The organism is Rickettsiales endosymbiont of Peranema trichophorum, from assembly GCF_004210275.1.
GTDB lineage: Bacteria > Pseudomonadota > Alphaproteobacteria > Rickettsiales > Midichloriaceae > RICK02.
In genome coordinates, this window is record NZ_SCFA01000106.1 from 1 (window position 1) to 25,879 (window position 25,879).

The 25,879-nt window shown below is 41.1% G+C and carries 16 protein-coding genes and 1 tRNA gene; 10 read left to right on the plus strand and 7 right to left on the minus strand.

Features of this window, described 5'->3' with window-relative positions:
* The coding region (locus EDM53_RS05270; RefSeq protein ID WP_130122614.1) for a PIN domain-containing protein at positions 1 to 228 on the plus strand (228 nt) is incomplete at its 5' end.
* Positions 228 to 782 (plus strand): recombinase family protein, encoded by a 555-nt coding sequence (locus EDM53_RS05275; protein WP_130122615.1) that lies wholly within the window; start codon positions 228 to 230, stop codon positions 780 to 782. The genes EDM53_RS05270 and EDM53_RS05275, both read left to right, overlap by 1 nt.
* A gap of 213 nt (positions 783 to 995) precedes the next feature.
* Here the strand turns inward: EDM53_RS05275 and uvrA are convergent, their stop codons facing one another.
* Positions 996 to 3,893, minus strand: coding sequence for an excinuclease ABC subunit UvrA (gene uvrA / locus EDM53_RS05280; RefSeq protein WP_130122616.1), 2,898 nt, complete (start codon positions 3,891 to 3,893; stop codon positions 996 to 998).
* Between the two features lie 181 nt (positions 3,894 to 4,074).
* Here uvrA and EDM53_RS05285 point away from each other — a divergent pair, with 181 nt between their 5' ends.
* The 3 genes from EDM53_RS05285 to EDM53_RS05295 all read left to right on the plus strand — a co-directional run bounded on the left by EDM53_RS05285 (position 4,075) and on the right by EDM53_RS05295 (position 6,080).
* Positions 4,075 to 4,527, plus strand: a complete 453-nt coding sequence (locus EDM53_RS05285) for an NUDIX domain-containing protein (RefSeq protein ID WP_130122617.1) — start codon at positions 4,075 to 4,077, stop codon at positions 4,525 to 4,527.
* A 121-nt stretch (positions 4,528 to 4,648) separates the two neighbouring features.
* Positions 4,649 to 5,305, plus strand: a complete 657-nt coding sequence (gene gmk / locus EDM53_RS05290; protein ID WP_207215491.1) for a guanylate kinase — start codon at positions 4,649 to 4,651, stop codon at positions 5,303 to 5,305.
* A 118-nt stretch (positions 5,306 to 5,423) separates the two neighbouring features.
* A complete protein-coding gene (locus EDM53_RS05295) occupies positions 5,424 to 6,080 on the plus strand; it encodes a ribonuclease D (RefSeq protein ID WP_242507904.1) in 657 nt (218 codons plus the stop codon).
* 334 nt (positions 6,081 to 6,414) lie between these two features.
* Here EDM53_RS05295 and EDM53_RS05300 read toward each other — a convergent pair whose 3' ends face one another.
* Positions 6,415 to 7,182, minus strand: a complete 768-nt coding sequence (locus EDM53_RS05300) for a ComF family protein (RefSeq protein ID WP_340641748.1) — start codon at positions 7,180 to 7,182, stop codon at positions 6,415 to 6,417.
* A gap of 14 nt (positions 7,183 to 7,196) precedes the next feature.
* Positions 7,197 to 7,484: a hypothetical protein gene (locus EDM53_RS05305; RefSeq protein WP_130122620.1), complete on the minus strand. Its 288-nt coding sequence runs from the start codon at positions 7,482 to 7,484 to the stop codon at positions 7,197 to 7,199.
* Between the two features lie 282 nt (positions 7,485 to 7,766).
* Here EDM53_RS05305 and EDM53_RS05310 point away from each other — a divergent pair, with 282 nt between their 5' ends.
* The 5 genes from EDM53_RS05310 to EDM53_RS05330 all read left to right on the plus strand — a co-directional run bounded on the left by EDM53_RS05310 (position 7,767) and on the right by EDM53_RS05330 (position 20,995).
* A complete protein-coding gene (locus tag EDM53_RS05310; protein ID WP_165379670.1) occupies positions 7,767 to 8,513 on the plus strand; it encodes an outer membrane beta-barrel protein in 747 nt (248 codons plus the stop codon).
* A gap of 61 nt (positions 8,514 to 8,574) precedes the next feature.
* Entirely contained in the window at positions 8,575 to 17,565 is an 8,991-nt protein-coding gene (locus EDM53_RS05315) for a hypothetical protein (protein ID WP_130122622.1), read from the plus strand.
* A gap of 93 nt (positions 17,566 to 17,658) precedes the next feature.
* Positions 17,659 to 19,281 (plus strand): hypothetical protein, encoded by a 1,623-nt coding sequence (locus EDM53_RS05320; protein WP_130122623.1) that lies wholly within the window; start codon positions 17,659 to 17,661, stop codon positions 19,279 to 19,281.
* A gap of 3 nt (positions 19,282 to 19,284) precedes the next feature.
* Positions 19,285 to 19,914, plus strand: coding sequence for a hypothetical protein (locus tag EDM53_RS05325; RefSeq protein WP_207215492.1), 630 nt, complete (start codon positions 19,285 to 19,287; stop codon positions 19,912 to 19,914).
* Positions 19,901 to 20,995 (plus strand): hypothetical protein, encoded by a 1,095-nt coding sequence (locus EDM53_RS05330; protein ID WP_130122625.1) that lies wholly within the window; start codon positions 19,901 to 19,903, stop codon positions 20,993 to 20,995. Before EDM53_RS05325 ends, EDM53_RS05330 begins: the two co-directional genes overlap by 14 nt.
* 2 nt (positions 20,996 to 20,997) lie before the next feature.
* On the opposite strand, the gene EDM53_RS05335 is transcribed toward EDM53_RS05330, so the two are convergent.
* The 4 genes from EDM53_RS05335 to EDM53_RS05350 all read right to left on the minus strand — a co-directional run.
* Positions 20,998 to 21,084 (minus strand) — tRNA-Leu (locus tag EDM53_RS05335).
* A 48-nt stretch (positions 21,085 to 21,132) separates the two neighbouring features.
* On the minus strand, positions 21,133 to 24,261 hold the full coding sequence (locus EDM53_RS05340) for an efflux RND transporter permease subunit (protein ID WP_130122626.1): 3,129 nt from the start codon (positions 24,259 to 24,261) through the stop codon (positions 21,133 to 21,135).
* Positions 24,262 to 24,306: 45 nt separating this feature from the next.
* Entirely contained in the window at positions 24,307 to 24,624 is a 318-nt protein-coding gene (locus EDM53_RS05345; RefSeq protein WP_130122627.1) for a hypothetical protein, read from the minus strand.
* 59 nt (positions 24,625 to 24,683) lie between these two features.
* Positions 24,684 to 25,879, minus strand: a 1,196-nt coding sequence (locus EDM53_RS05350; protein WP_130122628.1) for a PD-(D/E)XK nuclease domain-containing protein, incomplete at its 5' end; no start/stop codon positions are given.

The following is a 25,879-nucleotide window of genomic DNA, read 5'->3' on the forward strand; positions in this document are numbered from 1 at the left end:
GATGATTGTAGAAATCTGATAAAACTGTCCGGTATCAAAATTATCGATTTTTGTGAAGGACAGGCATTAATAACAGCAAAGATCATCAAACAAACAAAACAGTATGGTCTATCGCTAGGAGATAGAGGGTGTATTGCTTTAGCAATGTTCAAAAATTGCCCTATACTTACTTGTGATAAGATCTGGCAAAAAGTCGCTCTTAATGTTGAATACATAATGGCAAGGTAATGACCAACATTTTGGGATATGCGCGTGTGTCAACACAACAACAAGACTTAGATTCTCAGAGGCAGCGTCTGACTAAAGTTGGTGCTATTCGGATTTTTGAAGATGTGATAAGCGGCAAGATCTTTAACAGACCTGGATTAGAAGCCCTGATTGATTATGCAAGACCAAATGATGTACTTTGTGTAGTAAGGCTTGATCGTTTAGGACGTAGCTTAAAGGAATTACTTGAAACAGTAGAGTATCTGAAAGAATGTAAGATTGGTTTAATGTCGCTAGAAGAAAAGATAGATACATCTTCTGCCGCAGGAGAGTTGGTATTTCATGTATTTGGTGCTATAGCGCATTTTGAAAGAAGATTAATTTCGGAACGTACTAAGGAAGGTATAAACGCAGCCCGGCTAAAGGGTAAAACACCCGGCCGTCCTACTTTTGACAAAGAGAAATTTGATGCAGCGTTAAGGTTAATTGAATCAGGTCTTTCCCCAACTGCTGCTGCTAAGCAACTGAATATTGGCCGCTCTACAATATATCGTGAGCTTAAATATGCAAGATAGGTAACCATGCTATCAAATTCATTATCACTTACTATGTTTCATTGCTACTGTTCCGCTGAACTCCTCTTTGATAATCCCCTGAACCCTACTTTGAAAAATGACACCAGCACTCTAATACAGATATTCAAAATCTAGACTTTTGACGAATGGACCAGTAAGGTGAGCCTGCAGTAAAGTGAGCCTAGAGTCAAGTGAGCCGCTTCCGCGGTTTAACTAACCAGCACTGTTGTATAGCTTGTGCTCCATGTATGGCTTCAAATACTTGCCTGTCAGACTATATGGGCAGTTGATGACGTCCGTTGGAGTGCCAGCAACAACTATCTCGCCACCCTTGTCTCCTCCGTGCGGCCCTACGTCTATGACGTAATCTGCTGTTTTGATGACGTTGAGGTTGTGTTCTATAACCAAAACAGTGTTGCCAGCATCCACCAGCTTATGCAGTACCTCCAGCAATTTTTTAATGTCGTGAGAATGTAAGCCAGTTGTCGGCTCATCAAGTATGTAGAGAGTTCTGCCAGTGGATTTTCTAGATAACTCTTTTGCAAGTTTTACTCTCTGTGCTTCTCCTCCAGATAAGGTAGTTGCCGACTGTCCTACAGTCATATAGCCTAAGCCCACTTCCAGCATTGCTAACAATTTCTCGTGAATGATTTGTGTGCCGGCAAAGAAAGTGGTCGCATCGTCAACGGTCATGTTAAGAACATCCGCTATCGAACGCGATTTATACAGCATCTCAAGCGTTTCTTTGTTATAACGTGCGCCGTGACATTCCTCGCACTTCACGTATACGTCGGGTAAGAAATGCATCTCAACCTTTAATACGCCATCTCCTTCGCATACCTCACACCTTCCGCCTTTGACGTTAAATGAAAAACGACCAGACTTATACCCCCTGGCTTTTGATTCCGGTAAGGACGCAAATAGATCCCTAATTGGAGTAAAAGCTCCTGTATAAGTCGCCGGATTTGATCTAGGTGTTCTGCCTATCGGAGATTGATCTATTTCAATAATCTTATCTATGTATTCCAAACCCGACAGTTTATCGTATTCTCCAGGGAATGTCTTTGTGCCATGAAGCTTTTTAAGGGCAGCTTTGTACAGTGTTTGTATGATCAGGCTAGACTTTCCGCTGCCTGATACGCCTGTAATCGCTATGAAAGTACCCAGTGGAATACTGATGTCGACATTTCGAAGGTTATTAGCTCTTGCACCAGTCAGTTGAATCTGCTTGTTCTTATGACCCTGCCTCAATACACTTGGAACAGGTATATACTCCCTGCCCGAGAGATACTTTCCAGTAATGCTTATAGGGTGAGAAGAAATCTCCTCTGGTGTGCCAGAAGCTATAACGTTTCCACCATGTACTCCAGCTCCTAGCCCTATGTCAAATACATAATCTGCAGCTAAAATTGTTTCTTCGTCGTGCTCCACAACTATAACAGTGTTGCCGAGATTTTTGAGGTTTTTTAAAGTCGTGAGCAGTTTTTGGTTGTCGCATTGATGAAGGCCTATAGACGGTTCATCCAGCACGTAAAGTACGCCGCTAAGCCCAGAACCAATTTGTGAAGCAAGGCGAATCCTTTGGCTCTCTCCTCCAGAAAGAGTGCTCGATTCCCTGTTGAGCGTCAAATACTCTAATCCTACGTCAAACAGAAACCCCAACCTTTTGTGTAGTTCAAGGATAATACGCTCGCTTATCTGTATGTGCTTTGCGCTAAGCTTCTCCTGTAGTCCTTCAAACCACTTCATTGCATTTGCAACAGTCATAGTGCAAAGCTCCCCTATATTCTGACCCCCAACTTTGATGCACAAAGATTCTTGTCTAAGCCTGTAACCTCCACAAGCACAGCATGGCTTTTTGTTTTGATAACGATTTAATTCCTCTCTGACAAAGTCGCTTTCTGTTTTTAGTAGTCTCGCTTCTAGACTCGGTATAATACCATCAAAAGGTTCAACAACCTTAGATTTTCTAAATCCGTCGGTGTATACAAATTCAATGTCACAACTTGAACCGTACAGTATGACCCTTTTGATTTCTTCCGAGAGGTCGTTAAAAGGAGTTAACATGGAAAAACCGTAGTGTCTTGAAAGCGCCTCCAGTGTTTGAGTGTAAAACTTGTTTTCTGCATCGGGCGACTTGCTGGCCATTTTAGACCACGGAGATATTGCGCCATCTTTTAAACTAAGTTGTGGTTGAGGCACAATAAGGGCAGGATCAAAAAATACTTCTGAGCCAAGGCCATCACATTTTGGGCAAGCGCCATAAGGGCTGTTAAAAGAAAAGATTCTTGGCTCAATTTCAGTGAGGGTAAACCCAGATATCGGACACGCAAAGTTTTCTGAGAATATGATAATCTCACCATCACGATGGTCACAGTCTGTACCATGTGGTGTGGCGATAATTTCAACAAAAACTATGCCGTTGCTTAGCTTTAAAGCTGTGTGGATAGCGTTTGACAAAGCATCATGGGAAAGTGGGTTAAGGGTTATTTGATCTATTATCACCTCTATCGAATGCTTTTTGTTCTTGTCAAGAATAGGTAAGTTCTCAAACTCGTACAAAAGGCCATCTATTTTAAATTTGTCGTAACCTTGTTTTTTTAATAATAACAACTCTTTACGATGCTCGCCCTTTTGACCTTTGACAAGAGGAGCTAGTATGTAGACCTCCGTACCTTCCGGTAAAGTCTTAATGTTGTCGATCATTTGGAGAGGTGTTTGCTTTTCTATGGGTTGGCCAGTTACAGGCGAATAAGGTATTCCAATTCTTGCATATAATAATCTCAAGTAATCGTATATCTCAGTAGCTGTAGATACCGTCGATCTTGGATTTCTCGAAGTGGTCTTTTGGTCTATTGCAATTGCAGGAGACAGACCAGTTATCAGTTCAACATCAGGCTTGTTTTGTAACTCCAAAAACTGTCTTGCATAGGTCGAAAGGCTCTCTACGTACCTCCTTTGTCCTTCAGCATACACTGTGTCAAATGCCAAGGAGGACTTGCCGGAACCGCTAACACCAGTTATAGCGACCAACTGATCCCTTGGAATTTCCACATTGATGTTTTTTAAGTTATGCTCCTTTGCGCCCCTTACTACTATATAGCCTTCCATGTTTTTATACTACCAAACAATAAACAATATTTTCTGATTATATACACTTTTATGTTTGCTTCAACTGTGTATCAATATTGCTTAAGTTATTGTTTTTATAAAAACAATCAGTGGGCTTGACAATTTCGATGCAGTATTGGTATCTGGTAGCAAGTGTTCGTAAAGCTAAAACAAAGGCAAAATGCCAATACACGTAGTTCCACACTTGATTCTAATGCATGGGGATAATATTTTTCTGTCACGAAGGGCTGCTACTCAAAAATTTTCTCCTGGATATTGGCATTGTGTGTCTGGAACAATTGAGGATGGTGAAACCCCAAGAGAGGCAATCACCAGAGAAACAAAAGAAGAAATTGGCATCACTCTGTCCAATCCTCCAAAGTTGGTGGTAACGGTATCGGTCCGTGAACAGGACTTTGTAAACGAAGCCCAAGTATTTGATGGCCTATCCTTGTTTTTTTTAGGAACACTGGAAGAAGGCCAGATTCCCTTTAACAATGAGCCTACAAAGCAAGATCTAATAGGTTGGTTTTTCATACGAAACTTGCCTAGCCCTATAGTGCCATCAGTCAAATTTGGTGTGACATGCTTTGTGCAGGGTCAAAACTACGGCGAATTTCAAAATTTACGATAAAGAAATGTCAGGTTGGTCTTTGTGAAGTAGTTGATACAAAGACGGGGGAGACATCAACTTTCAAGTTTACCGATTGCGTGGTGTGTGTTATAACCACAGCTGAAATATAGCAAAAAATGTTATGCAAGGTACAGATCGACGTGGACTAATGCTGATATTGTCTTCCCCCTCCGGGGCCGGCAAGACCACGCTCGCTCGCCATATTTTGAAAGTCGACCAGCATATTCATACCTCAATCTCCGTCACCACCAGAAAAAAAAGGCCAAATGAGATTGATGGCGTGCATTACTATTTCACGGATCATGCTAACTTTAAACAGATGATACGTAATGGTGAGTTTCTAGAATATGCAGAAATATTTGGTGAGCTTTATGGTACACCTCGTAAGTTTGTGGATCAGGAGCTATTAAAAGGGGAAGACGTCCTGTTTGACATCGATTGGCAGGGTAACAGGCAAATTAGTGCAATTGCCAAGGAAGATGTCGTCAGCGTGTTTATATTTCCTCCTTCCAAGCAGGAGTTGTTTAATCGTCTCGTTAAACGTGCCCAGGATGATGAAAGCACAATACAGAATAGAATGGACAAAGCAGACGATGAGCTAAGTCATTGGCACGAGTACGACTACTCGATCATCAACCGAGACCTTGTAGAGAGCCTCAATAAGCTCCTGGCAATTCTAAGGGCAGAACGTTTGAAAAAAGCACGTAGGCTAGGAGTAACAGAGTTTGTGCAATCCCTGTTAACTGAAAAGATAGACTACATCAAAGTTAACAAGTGATATCGCCTTGATTAATCCGTCGCGGATGATATAACAAGGTGTGTGGAGTGACTCTTTTCCCGTATAGGATTGACGAGCAGCTAGACGGCGTTTAAATGAAGCATCAAGGTTTGAGATAATGAAAGAAGCTATGGATAAACTAGAAGATAGGATTATGTATCACATCAACGATTTGCCATCGTCCGTTACTCTAAAAGGTGCGTTGGCTATCGATACTGAAGCTATGGGCCTCCAAAATAAGAGGGATAGGCTGTGTGTAGTACAAATCTGTGATGAGAATAACGCTGTGCACATCATTCACTTTGTAAAGGATGATATGCTCAAAGCCAATTACGAGTGCCCCAACTTAAAGAAGTTGCTCACAGATGATAAACGTCTAAAGATCTTTCATTTTGCAAGGTTTGATGTGGCCATAATGCAGTACTATCTGTCCGTTGAGATAAGAAACGTGTACTGCACGAAATTAGCCTCCAGGTTAGCTAGAACGTATACAGATCAGCATGGGTTAAAGGATCTATGCAGTGAGTTGCTAGGGGTTAAATTGTCAAAGCAACAGCAAACGTCAGATTGGGGTGCAGAGATATTAACTCAGGAACAACTAAAATATGCTGCACATGATGTTGTTCATTTGCACGCACTAAGGGAGAAGCTGAATGCGATGCTCGCTAGAGAGGGCAGGTTTGATATAGCTTCCAGATGTTTTGAGTTCATACCTGCGCGGGCCACATTGGATATATTGGGATGGGGTGAGATCGACGTTTTCGCGTACCAATGATCGGTTACCTTGCGCGTCTATAAAGTGAATTTTAGGTCCCATTGATTGATGCTTGCGCGAAGAATTATACCGAATTTGCCAAGTAATCATACGAAGAAGCTCTGGAGTATGTGTAAGAGCTTGTCCGCAAATTAATTGGAATGAAAAGAATTCGGGCAAAAGTAGTATGTTAAGTTGTTGGCAAAGGCAGATGGATGCCCGTTTTCACGGGCGTGGCAGAGGAGAGGCGGTAGTGAGAAAGGGGTGTGATGGAAGGTAAAAGGCACGGAGATGGTGAAGCCAGGAGATCGAGATCGTGGAGCGGTGTTGTGTGTGGGGTCTCTCTCGGGCGGAGCTATCTCACAGTTCTGGCGAGGGCTAGTATGGATACCTGGCATGGCTCTAAGCCATCTAAGGCTCTAGCACACTCTTTGGTTGTAGCACCAGTTGTAAGGATGTCGTCAACTATTAATATGCGTTTGCCACTAATCATAGAGGCATACCTTGGGTTGCATTCAAAAGCGTTTGAAATATTGCCAATACGCTCTGTGCTTGTAAGTTGATATTGAGGTGTAGTATTTTTCCTTCTCAATAGTAAATTTGGTATCAGCTTTATGTGCTTGTAATGTTTGCTGATCTCCTGAGCAAGAATGAGAGATTGGTTGTATTTTCTCTTCTGTAGCCGCTGTCTGTGGAGAGGGACAGGTGCTATAATGTTTGAGTTTTGTATGATGTTTTTGCCGCATTCACGGAGCCAGACACCAAATATCTTGCCAATCCGTGTCTTGTCCTTGTACTTAAAGGAATATAGCAATCTTGCAGCAGTTTTGTTGTAGATAATAGCTGCCTCTGTGGGATATGGTGATGTGCAAGTATTAAAGGCATGACGTATCCCACATATCACACAGATGCTGCTATCAATAAACTTGATGTCGGAAAGGCATATGTCGCATAACTCAAAGTCAAAAGGAGCGTGTCTCTTACACAGAACGCAGGACGGAGGAAATACTATGGAGATAGCAAACTTAAAGAGGCGATCAAGCAATAGGTGCAAAGCAGACGAAAATAAAAATTTGGTACAAAAAAGGCTCCAGAGCCGATAAGCAAGGGAGCCTTTTTTCAAATAACGAAAGGAGACTATATGGCTTTCACCGTGTTATCTCTGCTGTACTTAAATATGTGACCAGCTACAAAAGCCAAAACACCATAATATACAAAGCAAGGGTCAAGCATGTATACAGTGTGGTGATGATCATGGGAGCCAGATGCGATACCGATTATGGAGAACACAACCAAAAAAGGATCGATTTTTAACTGTGATAAGCTGCCGTTACCAAACCAGGAGCTGATTCTTGAGGCGACCACAAGTAACGTAATAGCAACAATAGGAGCTAGGTGTAAAAAAGAAAGAGCGCTGTCTGCCATATGTTTTTGAACTCATAAAATTTTGTTAACGATCTATTTACTACTACAAAAAATGTATTTGGAAAACAATAATTTGTAGGATGTGTGAAAAAACTGATCAGTGCATGTGTTGAGACCAAAATAAGGCGAGCTATGTATGCTAGTAGCTTGCAAGATTGATGGGCTATTGACAGGAAGTAAAACCGAGTTTCATAAAGTTATGATTTTGTTTGTTATTTTGAAAAAAATGGTATATAATTACGACCATGTTGAGTAACAAAAAATAATTTAACAATGAAAGCAATGAAATCCCTAGCTTCCTTACTGTTAGCCTTGTGTGTCGTTAATACAGCGCTTGCAGAGCAATCAAAAACGACAGTGTCCGACACAAGCGGTAAGTTTTACGTCGGTCTTGGTATGGATGTGGGGAGCAAATTTCGTAAGTTGAAGTATGTGGAGGTGGATCACGTTGCTGTGTATCTAAAAAAGAGGCTGAAAAGCTCAAGTAATATTCCATCCATTTATTTCGGATACAAATTTAGCGATACGTTCAGTGCAGACATCAGTGCTTATTGGAAGAAGGTGAAGTATGAGGGTGTGGCGCCCATTATCCGTACCAGCTTATTTGTTGGGAAGCAGAACATTGCACTTAGAGGGGTGTCTCTAGATGGTTACTGGACATTACCATTGTATACTTACGTCAAGCCTTATGCAAAGGTGGGTGTGGGGTATGCAAAGAATCGTTCCAGCATTTATAATGCAAAGATTATAGTCCCTAGGTCTAGAGGAGGTGATGTTGTGATTGAGTCTTGTCCTCCATTGTCTGGCGGGGAGACTTCCAGTTTGACGTACAATGTTGCTCTTGGTTTGAAGTTTAAGGTTTTGGACAGTATGGATTTCGACATAGGGTATGGTCATTTTGATTTTGGTCAATTTGTGATGCGTCAGAGTGAGACTGAGATTCCTGGTGTGGATACTGTCAGTGTTCCAAAGACTAATCAGAGAGTGAAAGTACGGCAGTTGACATTGCGTGCAGTATACTATTTGTAATGTAGTCAATGGAATAGTCGCTGTGGATAATTAATTTATAGATTTTATAGAGGTAAATGTTATGGCTAAGTTAAATAAGCACGCGCAGAAACAAATGAAGGAGGTCGCGCCTATCATTGTGCGGTTGCTCTCGGCAAGTAGAGCTGATGAAGAAATAGTAGCTGAGGTGCTGTCTAAGTTTCGATACGTCAGCTATCTTGACGTCGAAGACATGTTGGCTGTTTTAAAGAAAGAAGTGCATGTTGCCGGCGGCGCAGTGGGTACTAAGGTTGTATACGACAGTAGTAGTGACCATGCAGATATCGCCAAGATTGTGGTGAAAGCTGCGGAGCAGGCAAAAGTGGAGCTTGTTGACCTGGCTAAAGCTGTGGAATCCAGACCAGTCGAAGCGCATAAACTTGTGGCCTCAGCCCCAGCTGGTGTAACCAATACGCAATCTTTCGTTTCTGCAGTTGTTGGGCAATCAGGTGCTACACCAACTAAGGAGTCAGTGGCACAAAAGCTCAAAGCTATTGCGCCGTCCGTTGGCGATGATGTTGTCGAAAAAGCTGCGCTCGCTTTCCTAGAGGTTAGTAGGGAAGGGGAGTATACAACCGATTGGTATTCTTCCGACTCGTCAGACTATGAAGAGAAAAAGGCTTTACGTCAGGTGTTTGGAGTCAGTGGCGCTGACAAATGGCTCGGCGTAATGAAGGCGGTGTATGGTGACAGTACCTCAGAAGATCAAGCTGTACTGAAGAAATTGGATGTGATTTTGAAGTTTGATCGCGCTACAATGAAGAGTTCAGGAAAAGAAGATCTTAAGAAGAAATTAGAGGCTATGGCTCCCTCTGTTGGCAAGGATGAGATCGCAAAAGCTGCGGACGCTTTCTTAGAGGCTGACAGAAGTGGTGTGTGCATGGGGTACTGGTACTACACAGAGAAAGTTGCTTTGCGCGCAGTGTTTGGAGTTGGTACCGCTGGCGCCAAGAAGTGGCTTGAAGTGATAAAGGAATTTTATGTCTCTAGTGATTTAGAAGATGCAGCTGTAGTGAAGCAATTAGAGCTAATGTTGAGTTTTCCTCTTGTTATGATGAAGGCTGCAGGCAAAGAGGATCTTAAGGAGAGATTCAAAGCTATGGTGGCTCCGTCTGTTAAGGATGAGGTTATCGCAAAAGCTGCGGATGCCTTCCTAGAGGTTAATAGAGAAGGGGGGTATGAAACTTTAATGTTGGGGGGAGCCCATTCCTCAGACTACGAGGAAAAAGTTGCTTTGCGTGTGGTGTTTGGAGTGGGTGATGCTGGTGCTGAACAATGGATTAACGTCATGCAAGATCTGTATGGTCCTAGTACCTCGAGTCACCAAGATGTAAAGAGCAAGCTAGCCGTTATTTTGAAGTTGGAGCTTAAAGATGTGCTCACGAATCGTGCGTCTGAAGGCTATCAGGCCCTAGGCGATGGAAAATTGGATGATATCACAAATGTCATTAATAAGTTTAACAATAAGGGCGCCCTCACTAGTCAGTTGAGCGACGCCGAGAGATTGTTGCTAAAAAGTTTGTGCGGTGCAGGTAAGGAGGGTGCTGATAAGCTGATTGCGATATTGAAGGATTTGCATAACCAACAGCAGTTGGCTTTAAGCGACGCTGAATATCAAGGCTTTATTGGTATAGGTTTACCAGAAGTTTTGAAAGAGCATTTAAAGGGTGACTACAAGGTATTATCTGATGAAAATAAGAATAAGCTTGTTAAGCTTATTCAGGGAAGTTTCGATGAAAATACAGGGAAGTTGCGTACTGGTGTGGTCTTACAATGTGAAGATAAATTGGAATTGAAAGTGATGTCTAGCGACAAAGCGTATGATGTATTTACAGATGCGTATACAAAGCCTAGTGATGCTAGTTTCAAGAATAATTACTCGCAAGCTGTGAAGGTTACAGTTGAGGATTCCTTAACATGTCGTCTTCAACCCACAATTGGAGATGGTGTGATAAATTTGCTAAAGGGCGTCATTGAGAAATTTGAGACTGTGAGCGGTGGAGTGTCTACAGGGAAAGACATAGTTTATACTGACAAGCAGGCCCTTAAAAAGCATATGACACCTGAGATGCTGGCTCAAGTGTTAACAGATCTTGCTGATAACAAGAAATTTGATGGCAGTAGTTATGAGGGCTACTTTACAGTTACATTGGAAGATGCTTTGAACCATCATGGTGGTGCGAAGTGGTCTAGTCTCAGCGTAAAGGGCAAAGAGGCTGTGAAGAAGATATTTGAAAAATTTATTGATGGTAGTGGAATTAAAGACATCAAGGATGTCTCATTGGAGTATTCGGATGAATTAGAGCTAAGAAGTTTTTGTGATGGAGATGCCAAAAAGATAGTTAGTGTATTGGAAGATGTGTGCGGTGCGAAGAACTTGGAAGTCGATAGCTATAAGCAATATGTGGAGATCGCGCTGGTAGAGTCTGTGAAGGGTCGTGTTAATGGTGTTGCTGATAGTAAGGTTAATGAGGTCGTGAAGGTCATTGAGAAACTGCGTGATAGTAAATGGGTTCCACAGAATGGAGAGAGCAAGTTGTTGAGTGACAACAGCGTAGATATCACTAGCTTTAGCAATATAATGGCTGATAAGCCTGCAGGAATAGCGCAGCTTCCAGCAGACAGCGATCTGGCAAAGATATTTCCTGCCGCTAACGTGGATTTGGTTATCGATGGTCATCCAAATAAGCAAGGTAACGATTGGGTGCAACTATCAAAAGAAGCTTTGAATGCTCTTAAAGATGCACAAGATGTTGCTAAGGTTTCTTTGACTAAGAAGCAGTGTGCGGCCCTGTCTCATTTTTTTGAGAGTGTTGATGCACTAAAGAAGGTGTTGGTGGATTTAAAGACATCTCCTTCTACCTCTATCCCGCAGATTGCATCTGTACCTGAGGCGTTTGAGAATGTGATTAAGCTGCGAGATGGAATAAAGCAGAGCAACTCAAAGCTGGCTCTGGTAGGTGTGACTGAGGCACTTGATGCATTGTGTGAGTTGAAGTCGGATGGTAATTATGATGTCTCATCTTCTGGGATGATCTACGACGATTACCACGAGACATCATATACTGAAGGACTAGCCTTGCGCGCAGTGTTTAAAAAGGAAGGTGATGATCAGCCAGGAAAAGCATTGCTAAAGTTGTTGAGTGGAAAAGACCAATATGAGAAGGCTATGCTTGATCTCTGGAATGGGAAGTTAAAGGAGTTGACTATCAAAGATGTGTTTGAGGCTCAAAAAAGCCAACATCTATCTGACTGTCAAGCCAAATATGAGGGTAATAAGGATGTGTTTTCTGAAGCTATTAAGGTGCTTAAGGAAATCATTATTGATGGTAGTGGTAAGGGTTTATCGTATCAACAGAAATTGGCTATAAAAGGATGTAAGGCTGAACATCTTACTACTATCATCAGAGATGTATACAATTTACGCAGCCTTGGTGCTGATTATGATACTAAGGTTGCTGCAAATCCGAATTGGTATAACGATTATGTGAAGATCAGCTTGGAAGAAGCTTTAACTAAGCATTTGGGGGATAATTATACCGGATTAGACTCTCAAACTAAGACTGCTCTTGTTAATCTTATCGGTAATAAGTTTGGTAAGGATACAGTGGACTTAAAGTATGCAGATAAGTTGGTGTTGAGAGCGATAACTGTTGACCAAACATGTGCTGTTTTTGCCGACGTATACGGTACTAGTGAGAGTATCGATACTTTCTTACAGAGTAACTGTACAACAGGTTTTAGATCAGATGTAAAGATTACAGTTGAGGATGCTTTTAATCATCATATTAACGGTACTAAATTCACATATGATGTTAAGTTAGCGGGGATTATTGGAAAATTTAATGTTTCTACCGGTAAATTGAGTTCAGACAAGAAGATAGAGTACGATGATCAGAAGTTGCTGGAGGAAAATGTGGATGCCGAAGTATTTGCAAAAGTGTTGAGTGATCTTGGTAATAGCAAGACACCATTAGGTGCGGATCAGTACAAAGAGTACTTTGAGATTACACTGGACGAAGCTTTGGAAGAGTATGGTAAAACAAAGTGGACTGATCTCGATCAAAGCGCAAAGGACGATTTGAAGGCAATATTTGGGAAGTTTGTTAAGGATGGTATACCAGAAAGTAATGTTGAGCTGTCGGCTTCAGAGCAAATAGCGCTGAAAGGTTTTTGCGACGTCAATACGTTTGTGCAAATACTGGGGGATGTCTCCAATACTCAGCTGAAAGCAGAAGACTACAAGCAGTATCTGGAGGTTACACTGGATGAGTCTGTTAAAGCTCACATCAGTGATGTGGTGAATGTTCAGAAGGTTGTCGATGTCATTCAGAATTTGGAAAAGAATGGATGGACAGCATCTATGCATGATGCGATGGTTTTACACCAGAACTTTGCAAGTGCTGACAAATTAAAGGAAGCAGTTGAAGGTGCTTATGATGCTACAGCTCGAAATGGGTTTGATGCTGATAAGTTATACGCCCAAGCGTCTGGCCTTTCTACAGATGTACAAAATGCGATATCTGCTCTTGGGGAACTTCAAACAGTGGATTTGTCGAGCAACGCTCAACACTTTGTAAAGATTCTGAAGCATGTTCGCGATGCGTATTTTAGTACGGTTGCCACACAGTCTGCAAATGTTGCAAGTAATGGAACCAGTAGTAACTCGACAGCAAATGTACCTGCTGGCAGCATTGTCAATAATGCAACGCCAGCAAATTTGACAGGTAATTCAGGGCAGCTCAATAACAGTGCAAATGGAAGTAATGGTTCAAATGCTAGCAGTAGTGGTGTTGTTGTAACACAGATTATTGTTACGCCGCAGCGATTGTCAGCTGTAGAGATTTGCAAAAAGTCTGCTGATCTTCTTATGCCTTCCGCTACTGATTTGCAAAAAGCAACGGTTGTATCGAAGTTTATGGAGTTTCTGCTACAGGCTCCTCATAATGATGTCGCACAATATGCTATTGTCGTTGAGAAGCCTAAAGCTCTGGGTTTTGCATACACCGATATAAATGAATGGTACAACTACTATGAGAAGGTATCTGATTACTATCAAGAGATCGGTGCTTCTAATGCTGTTGCCCAAGAAAGGATGAATCTCTGGAACGCACTCAAAAGTGCTGATGCTGATGTAAAAACTGCTTTAGGTAACCTATTAGTTGGTGCGCAGACTACTAACCCTGGATACCAAGAGAAGCTTGCAGTCCATAAATTTGCATCTGGTCTATACAGTACCGAGGCAATTAACGTTGCTCTTCAAAACGTGTTTAAGGCGCTCGGAGTGGAAGAAGATACACAATTACAAGGTCAACTGGATGCTGCACTTAAGTACAGTGCTCAGGAGGCGTTTAACTATCATGCTGGAAGTACATCCTTAACGTATGATGCCAGATTAGAACAGATTATTGCAAAATTTGACGCTGCTGGTCAATTGCGTCAAGGGGAACAGTTATCTTACGATGATCAAAAGGTGCTTAGGGATCATCTAAATGCAGACATATTGGCAAAAGTGTTGACGGATTTTGGCGGTGGCAAAGCTACGCTGGCTGCATCTCAGTATGAAGCTTACTTTGAGATTACACTGGACCAGGCTTTGGAACAGTATGGTCAAGCGAAGTGGACTGGTCTCGATCAAAAGCCAAAGGACGATTTGAAGGCAATATTTGAGAAATTTGTTAAGGATGGTGTACTACAAAACGGTGTTACGCTCTTGCCTTCAGAAAAAGCAATGCTGAGCAAGTTTTCTGCCCTTGATACGTTTGTGAAAATACTGGAGGATGTCTCCAATGATCAGCTGAAAGCAGATGCTTACAAGAAGTATCTGGAGATGACAGTTGATGAGTCTGTTAAAGCTCACATCAGTGATGTGGTGAATGTTCAGAAGGTTGTCGATGTCATTCAGAATTTGCAAAAGAATGGATGGACAGCATCTATGCATGATGCGATGGTTTTACACCAGAACTTTGCAAGTGCTCAAAAGTTAAAGGATGCGGTTGAAGGTGCTTATGATGCTACAGCTCGAAATGGGTTTGATGCTGATAAGGCTGACAAGCTATACAATCAAGCGTCTGCCCTTTCTACAGATGTACAAGTGGCGATATCTGCTCTTGCGGATTTTGGTAATGTGGACTTTGTGAAGCACGGAGATGATTTTGTCAAGATTGTGAAATTTTTGTGCGATACAGCAAGAACATCTGATCTTCTGACTAGTGCTACTGTCAAGCTCGATAATACATCGATGCCTGTAAGTTCTTTGAACTGTCCTTTAACAATCCAAGCAATCGCTAAAGGAGCTGCTTCCTTCCTGTTAAATACAGAAGATGTAAGTGAGCAGAGTAAGGCGATATCGGGTAAATTTGCTGCCTTTATGGTATATGCTAGTACTTTAAAAGCATCTCCTTTAGACAGTATTGGTATTACTTTCAAGGTTCCAACTGCTGTATCTATGGATCAAGGTAGTGTGAAAGCCTTGGTAGATTATTATGATCAGGTCTTTAACACTTATGATTATATTAAAAATACTCTAGGACAACAACTGCCAGCTGGTTTGCCAAGGAATATTGAGAATGCTGGAGAGAACAGTGCGTTGTGCAAGAAGTTGCTTGACGTTGTGAATGATACAAGTGCTAATTATGATGTCCTGAAAGGTGCTCTTGCAAAATTGATATCACGTACATCGAATAACTTATCATATGACGAGAAAGTGAAGGTGAGAGCCTTTGCTAAGGAGCAGTTTACTGCTGATACTATTGGATTAGCTCTTAACAAGTTGTTCAAAGTGTTGCAAATAGATGTGGCAGAACTTCTGCAAGCCAACACAGATGTACTGGTAACAACTATGGAGGTATTGGATGCTTATGATGAAGCTGCATGGAAGGCTCTGACTGATGATCAGCGTAAGTCTCTGTCAGATATAGTTGATATGGATGTTGATAAGTATGACATACATGCTCTGAAATACTTAGATAAGTTACTCTTAAGAGACTTCTTTAAAGATGCATCAGGTATGGTTGCTGCTTTAAGTAAAGTAAAGTTGGATGTTGAGGCAGTATCTATCACAGTTGCTCCACAGTCTTTGGTAAATTTCTTCACAATTTCATTGGCGGATGCGGTGGAAGGGAATGTAGCGCCTAATACTGATTCTAATGTTGATGATGGTCTTTATGTTGGGCGTGCAGTCAGATTCGTCGAGGGTGTGGAGGCTAAGAGTTGGAAGGGGACTTTGTTTGATAGTGTGAAATTGGGACAATACTTTAAAGACTACAAACAGTTTCAAAACGTTGTGAAGTATGCTGTTGAGGAAACGCAGCAGGATGCTGCACAGGCTTTGTATCAGTTATCTTCGGCTGTGCCTCAAAATGTGAAGGATGCGGTTCTGGCAATCGGAGCTTTAGGTATTCAAGAAATGGCAGACATATTTCAACAAAAGGAGCCTTTAGATGCTATAACACTTGATAATATGAAGACAGTCATGTCTCATGTTTGTACCACATCCACAACCGAGCAAAAAAATAATGACTGCAGTGCTTTTACACCCATTCAGATAGCTACTAAAGTAGCTCAAATCATTTGCAATAGCGATGAAAACAGTAATGAGACTAAAGAATACTCTGTCGTACTTGGGTTCGTCATGCTGAAATATCACAAAGATATGGCAGACATTAATATCAAAAATATGAACGTTGACAATGATGTAATGGAGTCTCCAAGAACGCTGAATACTGGTGCAATAAAGCAAGCGATTGGACTCTATAGCGCTAGGATGGAGGTTGGTCAATATGCAAAACAAGTACATGGGGAGATCCATCCCAATGGGATGATATTCATATCACAGTCTGAAACCATGGTTTCAGTATTGACTAGCCTTGCTACTCTTATGGAGTATATAGAAACTGCTCAGAGCCCTTCCATTGCTTCATTCAAGCAAGACATCAAGTCTGGCTTGATAAAGCTGGATCAAGGACAGCCTCTGACTCCTGCTGAGAAAGTAGCGTTAGTGGAGTTGATAGGTAAGGATGTTGAGTCTGACAATGGGAAAACTGTTGTGTCGTTTTTTGCAGTGTTCAATGGTGCCACAACACCGTCAAACTTGACAAAAGATACCTTAGCTGCTGCACTTCAACCAACCCTTGAAGAGATAGATCAAGCGTATTCTGGAGTTCAAAATCCAGGAGTTGATGTTTGTTTTGATGCCAAAGGTCGGAAGTTTGAGAAGTGTACTGGTACTGGCATTGAGACGAAGCTGGAGCCTGTGTTAAAGAAGTTGCAGTCAGGGGGTAGTATCTTGCAAACTGAAGCTAAAATGCTAGTGCATAGGTATCTTTTGAAGTATGCATATGCCAAATCTGATGATGGTGTTCAGGCAGATATACTAGAACCATTGCTCAAAATACTATCAACTAATCCTGTGGGCGATAACACTGTTAAGAGTATCATGAAAAGCTATTATGATGTACGTCTTCAGGATCTCAAGGATGATCATGCTCTGGAATCATGTTTGGAGAGTATCAAGACATATGTCTGGAAGCCAGCAAATGCTGCCAATCCTGCTGATTGTAGTAAACTGAAAGATATGTTGGGCGATGATCTTGGTAGAATACGAAAAATTTATGAAGATAGTAGTAGTGGTTCTACAGAGGTCGATGCATTGATGCGAAAAGTAGGCGTGGTGGCAGTAAATGGTGGAGCTATACCAGTACCGGACATTGATAAACAAGAGTCTCTCAAAAAATATGCTCAGTTTAGCTGTGGTGATGACTGTGAAGGCAAAGTGGAGGCTCTTCAAAATGCTATCAATGCTATCCCAGCGCAGTCGATACAATCCAACGTTCAGTGCTCGACTCTTCCTGATTTTTATGATCATTATACTGCCTTGAAAGGGGCCTATGATGCTATCACTGAAGCGTCGCTCCACGATTTGAAAGTGCAGATGGTGTTGCCGTATCTGCAACATCTTGGTGAGACATGTAATGAACTCAGTGACTTCGGAGCAGAACTAGCCTGCTGCGGTGAAACTGTAAGTCATACATAGTTTACTAGGTACCAACTAGTATAAACAAAAGACTTTACCTCAATCCCTGATGATACTAACTTGAGATCATAGTGGATTGGGGTATTTTTTTTGATGCTTGGTAAGTTTGTAAAACAACATACTTGTTTGTACATCTCCATAGGACATAGTGGTGCAGTGGTTTTGTACTTCGTTGGAGATGTGTTTGCAAAAAAGTTGTTTGTAAGATCAGTCAATGACTCAGATGCGTTTGAGTTAAAAAAGATTTTGCAGAACGACCAGGATGCAGTCATACATCTGTTTTTGGATACTCAGGAACAGTCATATGTACAGCACAGCCTTCCAGAGTTAGGTATGTTTGGAGGACATACTGTTGCTTGGAAATTTTTAAACAAAGAAATAAATGCACCGTTTTGTATAAAAAGCCTGGTGTGTCTGGGTAAAGCACATGTGGAAGCGACCGAGTCTCTGTACACATTCATCACAGTTTCACTCCAGTCTCCTGTGTCCACGTGGCTCAACTTCTTTTCTTCTTACTACAATCTCATAGAAGGTATATACTGTGTTCCTGTAGAGCTTGCAGTCTTACCTCAGGCAGTAAGAGAAGTTGTGCAGGACAAGCAACCCCAAAATAGCAAATACAAGTTTTGGAAAAATAGCACTGTAAGTACAAAAAAGACTGAAATAACTATAACACTCACAAAATGTGGTGGTATTAGAAGCACAGTTTTCTTTGGAGGTAAGGTGCTGTCAAGTCGCTTGTTGCCAAGTATAGAACAAAACGCAGATATCGTAGCAGGAGATGTGGAACAGGAGATCGTGAATTGCTTAGATCTCATACACAAATTTATGCCAAACATTCAAGATGAAGTTAATGTATGTGTGGTTATTTCAAGCGATATAAAAAAGAGCATAAGATTAGCCAGGTTCAGTGATAAGAATGCAAAAATTACCATGTATACACCATATGAGTTTGGGCGGTTACTAGGTTTTTCTACACAAATAGCACAAGAAGGTGATAGATTCGCTGATCCTGTAATTCTTGCTCTAATGCATAGAAAAACTAAGAGAGTAATGCTAACTCATACCGATGAAACGTTAAAAGTATATCGGTTTGTAAGAGCTGTTAAAGTCGCTGTTTATAGCCTACAGACCGCTATTTGTCTGATTTTACTGTGTGGAATCTTGAATGTCAGCAACATTGTCAAATCTGCTCATCTTCTTCAAACGCTGAAACAAGAACAGAATACCCTACTGTTGGGACTACAGAAAGAAAAAAAGTCGGAAGAAAAAGTAGGGCAAAAGCTAGGTGGACAGACAGATATCGCTGAAGTTGAGGAAATTGTAGAGAGTTATCAAGTGCTTCAAGAATATAAGACTCAGCCTATCACAATATTAGAAAGGCTAAGCTCTATAATGCCAGAAGTTGTAAGAGCGAAAAAGATCGATATTAGTTTTAATGTACCAAAACTGATATATAAACCAGCGGTAGACCACATGTCCGCTCAACCCAAGAGAGATGAAAAATTTGCAATAACATGCAAGTTTCTAATTTCATTCGCATGCCATGGAAAGTATAGCGACGTATTAAGGACTTATCAGCAGTATGTCGAAGAGTTAAATAAGGAGTTTGAAGGCTATAAAGTGGAAATATCCGAGTTATTAGAGGAGGACTTCTTTGAAAATAACAATAAACCAATCAATCTTGAACTTGTGCTTACTTTTCCGATTGCTTAAATGATGACTAGTTTGAAATTCTATTACATTCGTCAAAATCTTAGGTTCGTTATAGCTCTAGTATGTGCTTTGGTGTTATTGAGCCTCACAAATTTATATAACAACTCTTTGGATGCTCTAGAAAAAGAAGTATACAAGGATAACGCACAGCTGAAAACACAGCTGTTAGAACTCCAGGATAGAATAAAGAATGTGAATTCTATGTTAACTCAGTGGACTGGCTTGCAAGAGCGACATGTCACTACAAGTGGATTAAAGATAGAATACGCCAAAAGTATTATCGATCAACTGAGGCAGTCATATCTCATTAATAACCTAGAAGTTAACATCTCAAGTCCTGTTCTAAGGCGTGATGTTCTCAAAAAGTACGTAGGCCTTGAATACAGCGAGGTGGCAATCAACTTCGGTACTTACGTCGATATCGAGGCTTTGCAGTTTATAGACGAGCTGGTAAATAAGATGCCTGGCATAGTACATATCACAAGATTGAGGATTGTTAGGCTTGATACTCCAATTACCGAACAAATACTTATTCGTAAGGAGGCAAAAAAAGATATGGTGCAGGTAAAATTAAATCTGATATGGCATGATCTCAAGTCAATCATCAGTGGGCAAAATGATGACGTTAAGTAAAAGCATTAGTATCAGTGTATTGTTATTTCTAGCTCCTATGCAGCCATTTGCTGGAGACGATTCTGCCGTTCCATTTGATTATGACCCAAGCTATGTTATTACAAAAAATACCGATGGCTCAAATAACCAAGACGTGGAATTTCCATTTAACGTTTTGAGAAAAGTCGACATGAGGTACCTGAGTGTACATAGCTGTAGAGATATACCGCTGGAAACAAAAAAGTGTGTTCCTGCAATTTGCTATGAAAAGCCGGTATTTGGTCTGATTTATAGAAAAATATCAAGAGAAGACGATAAATATTGTAGGTATATTCAAAGAACGCAAAATTTCGGAGGAATAGACTGCAAGTTTCCAATGGACTCTTTGCAGGAGATATTGTCAGTGCTCAACAAGCATTTTGATACCATGTATGATACCGCCGTGCAGCTGAGTGAGTTGGATGAGCAACTAATCAAAAACACATATGATGAGTATTGTAGAATTACCACAGAGCCATCCGTCAACAAATTAGTCAAAATAGGTGAAGATAACAAGGTAAAGCATGTGTTAAGTGAAATGCATGGGGGAACGGATCCAAAAAGTACGAAAAAGGTCCAAAAAAAGAGCTCATCCGTTTTTGAATCCGTGATGTTTTCTAATGATGAAATAGAAAAAATCCTCAAAGTACTTGATACGCTCCACTATACCTCTTTAAGGTTAAGAGGGCACGATCCTTCTGCTGGTGTACACACGATGTCCTTCCATCTAAACTCTATCATATACCAATCTCAGGATAGGTGGGCCATATGGATAAATGGCAAGCAGATCGATCAGGAGAAAGCTGGTATACCAGGGATTACAGTGGAGGTGACTCAAGAGAAGGTCATGATAAGCTGGAGCATAAGCAATTTAGATGTGGTATGCCCAAGTTGGCGTTCACAGGTGCTAAAGCTAGATGATAATACTTACAAATCCAAAAGCTATGATGTCAAGATCATAGGAAACGAGCTCTCAAACGTCAAAAAGATCGAGTTTACACTGAAGCCAAACCAAACGTTTATTCCCCATAACTTGGCAATAGTAGAAGGAAAAGTCTCATAACATGGTGCCCCCGACTGGACTTGAACCAGCACATCCTCGAAGGACGGCAGATTTTGAGTCTGCTGCGTCTACCATTCCGCCACAGAGGCCAACAGAGACTGTTATAGGCTATTAATAATATAATAGCAAATTATTTATTACTCTTGTGATTGGGTCGGAATATATCTCCTTGCGTCAAAACGCCTGCCAACCAATAACAATGCTGGTGTAAAAAATAATGTGAGAATTGTTGCAAAGGCAAGGCCCCCAGCTATTGATGCAGAGAGCTGTCTCCACCATTGACTGCTTGGTGAGCCTATCGATATGTCAAGCTCATACACGTTGATCACAATTCCAAATACCATAGGTAGTAGCCCAAGAATTGCCGTAATAGCCGTAAGCAGTATAGGTCTCATCCTCTGTACCCCCGCCATGACTACCGCTTTTTCTATTGGGATGCCCTCAAGCATCAACCTTTGATATGTGTCTATAAATAATATATTGTTGTTTAGTACGACCCCAGATAAGGCTATAATGCCTATGCCACACATCACGATGCCAAAAGGTTGCATGCTGATCAACAACCCCAAGAGCACCCCTACAGTTGATAAAAAGACTGCGCTCATAACAACCATGGTGTGATAATAGCTGTTAAACTGTACCAGCATAGTCATAAACATCATCAATAGAGCTACAAGAAATGCGTTTAGTAAAAAGGTCCCACTTTCCTTTTTGTCGTCTTCTTCACCCTTAAATTTGACGTTCACAGATCGATTTTTATGCGTGTCCAGCCATAGTTTCAACTTATTAACTTGTGTGTCAACTAGCGTATTGCTATCAACATCCGTTGAAATCGTTATCACACGCTCTCCATCCACACGCTTGATTTTCCCCACCTTATTTGCTGGATATATCTTTGCAAATTGTGATATCGGAACAATCATGCCGCTATCTGTTACGATCCTTAAGTTCTCAAGCGCCTTGATGTGTCTGATCTCCTTTGGAAACCGCAGTACGATGTCAAGCTCATCAGAGGCATCGCTAGGCCTGTAGGAGGAAATTTTTAATCCGTTGCTCGTTAGCTTAATAAACTTGCCAAGCGCATCAAGGTTGATACCATATTTAGCTGCGAGCCCTCTGTTAATATCCACTCTCCATTCTAGCGCTTCCAACGCTCTGCTGTCATTGATGTTTTTAAAACCACCGATTTGTTTCATATGAAGTAGTAGCTGATCAACAAACGATGTGTTGGCATCAAGATCCCTTGATGAAAAGTCTATGGATATAGGCTGTAAACCTGAAGGTGGCCCAGCTCTTTCTTCAACTATTTGAATGTTCACGCCTTTAATATCAGCAGTAGCTTTTGCTAAGTCTGAGATTATATAGGATGCTTTGCGCCTTTTATTCCAATGCTGAAATTCTATGTTGATCTTGCCTATGCAGTTTTCAATAGAGGTATCTTCAATGCCTACCGCAGAGTAAGCTATTTTTATTTCATTGAGAAATGGAGCGATTCTGGTCTCCAGATCCTTAAAAATTTGATCTTTTTGATGCAAAGATAAATTACCAGAAGCTTGTACTATGAGTTGTGCGTTGGCTGGTTCGATCTTTGGAAAAAGCTCCTTACCAGTACCAAAGAAAAAGAAAAACGTATATACAGCTACAAGTGTTCCAAGAGTAGATAACACAAATAGCTTTGGTTTTGTTAATATTCTCATCAGTAGGTGACAATAAGCTTTGCTGATACCTGTTAAATTCTCAAGGTGACCATTCTCAGCGGCAGACATTGCTTGTTTCTCCTCGTCCGAAATACTTGACTTACCGCCAAACATTTTACCCAATACTGGTTGAAAAAATAAGGCGAAGAACAAAGAGTTCGTCAGTATGGCGATCACTGTAATGGGCATGTATTTCATGAATTGTCCAATAATGCCCGGCCAAAAAAGTAGCGGTAGAAATACGAGAATCTTAACCAATGTAGATGTAAATACCGGTAACAACATCCTATTAGCGGCAGTCAGATATGCCATAGACGGTGACATACCCTCGACCATCTTCCGATCGGCAAACTCACTGATCACTATTGCATCATCTACGATCATACCAACGGTTAGTATCAAGCTAAATAACACGATCATATTGAGCGTATAACCTGCAATGTATAACATCAATACACCTGCCAGAAAAGAAGATGGTATTGATAAGGCTATGATCAGAGCAGATCTAGCGCCTACAGTTACTACAATGACGATTAAGACGAGTATGACCGCAACAAACAAGTTGTTCTCAAGATCAGAGACAGTGTCTTTTATGTCCTGCGATTCGTCCATAGAATAAAGTATTTGAACATCCCTTGGCCAATCTGCACTTTCACGACGTACAGCTTCCTTGATTTCAGCTACAGTTAATATGATGTTCCTGCCAATTCTCTTGGATACGTCCAGAACTACAGCTGGTTTTCCGTTGATTCTTGCGATGCTTAGAGAATCTTTAAATGTTCTTTTGACGTCACCAACGTCTTTAAGCTTTATGACGCTATCCCCACTGACTTTAATTGGAAATTCCAGTAACTCGTCAAAATTTTTAATTAAACTAGGAATCTTGATGCTGTACTCACCACTATTGGTAGCAATCGACCCTGCGGTAATTGGTACGTTGTTTGTGGCGATCATTGATGATATAGCATTTATGGAGAGTAGGTATGTTTCCATAAACTTAGGTGGTAGCGTGACCTCTAATTGCTCCTCTTTATCACCCCTGATTTTTACGTCTAATACGTTTGGAAGTATTTTTATCTTGTTTGATAGGTTCTTTGCTAGGTGTACTAGCGTTCTTTCTGGAACATCCCCAGTAAGTATCACGCCCAGTACAGGCTGTAGGCTTAAGTTAAGCTCCTGTACTGTAGGTTGATCCATGTCTTTGGGTAATTCGTTCCGAACGTCATCTATCTTCATTCTGACATCCTGCAAGGCTTTATTGCTGTCAAAACCAACGAAAAATTCCATGATAATTGATGCAACACCCTCTTTTGCATATGATGTGATCGTTTTAATGCCGTTGATCGAACGTAGAGCCTTTTCTAAAGGTTCCAATATCAGGTTTTCACAATCCTCAGGTGATATTCCTGGATATACAGCAGACAAATATATCATAGGTATCTGTACATCCGGTGTGCTTTCTTTAGGGATTGTGACGTACGATATGCAACCGTAAAGTAGTATCAACAAGAGGCAGAAAAGCGTAGCCCTACTTCTGGACACGAATCCCGTCAAAGCTGATGATATCATCTTGTTATCTCTACTTTTTCTAGGTTGTTAGCAACAAAGGTGTTATCACTGCGATTCCTTCTTTTGATTTGCTTGTGCTTTTTTCTGAGCGTCTTCGATCTCACTGCGAAACATGTGATACGTTATTTTTTCAGTCCACGTATAATCATCATATTTTTTATGTGGGTCAAGATTAATTGTGATTTGCCCATTTTTTTCTTCACCAGATGCTTTGAAAGCTGGTTGGAATTGTGTGTGGTTTGAATATCCATGGCGCTTTGTGTAGCTGTTATATGCCATGTAAAGGCAAAACAAAAAGGCAAGTATGTTAAGCAATCTGTTACGAAAGAAATAAGACATAGTACTTGAAAGAACACGTTCCATCTCTGTTATATGCTATATAATTTATAGCGGTTTGTAAAATCTTATGCAGTGATACGTGTTCAAAAAAACGTTGTATTGTGACTGTACACCAGTTCCATGTGCTTACCGCAAAATGCAAGGCCTATTGCTAAAACCTCCTTGACCCCCTTTTGCTTGCACATCTCTATGTACTGACGCTCTTTGATTTGCTTCAAGGCCTCCTCAGCTTTTTCATGAAGGGTCTCTAGGTTATCACTGATCTTAAACTCCAAAAGTATGCCAGCTCTCGTGATATCCTTTGGTATTAAGGCTACGTCGCATCTCCCTAAACCCGTCTCCTTGTTTGATTGAATGTCGTACTCTCCTCTAAGACCCACCACAAGACCCAATATAAACACATGAAATACCTGCTCAGGTGTGTTCTTGTTAAAATCAAAGTAGCTGCCGCTTTGTACGATGTAGCTTGAGATGTACAGCTTAAATTTCTCCACATCCCCATCCGCTAAACTTCTTACAAAGCTGTCGTATGATTCTGCGCTGACAGGCTCGCTAAACCAATCAGATACTATTTTGCTATAGACTCCTCCTACTTCCTTGTTAGGTATTGCTATCTCACATACAAGTTTGTAGTCCATGAACTTCCTGCTTAGTACTTTGAGGTACCCTGCATACAACAACAAGCTCCATAAGGCTTCTGGCTTGTTCCGTACATCGGGAAACACCAAGCTCTCGGATAATGTCTGTTGTATCACTTTGCCCTGTAGCAGGTCTTCAAAGGCCTTCTTGACTACAGGCTTTGCACCCTTCAATAGATCAGCTATCAATTGATTGTTTGAGGTGTTGACCCAGTATTCTTGCAACTCTCCATCATGGTCTAAGCAGTTGATTATAGACCATGGGTTGTACAAGACATATTTACCTATTTGATAGCCGTTGTACCATTCTTTGATTTCACTGATCGATACGGGCTGTTTTGTTACATCCAATAGCTTGAGCACCTCTTCTTCGGTAAATCCAAAGTATTGGCCAAACCTCTCTCTTAGCATCGAATATACAGAGATATTGTTCAATCCAGAGAATAGACTTTCCTGCGAGATACGTGCTATTCCGGTAACTACGGCTTTTGTGAGGTAGCTGTTATCCTTGAGGGCTTGACCTAGTATACCACGCATTAGCTCCACCATCTTCTCGTAGTATTTCTCCAGGTAAGCCTCTTGTATAGGTGTGTCGTATTCGTCTATCAGTATGATAGGGTTTTTGCCGCAATACCTGTGTA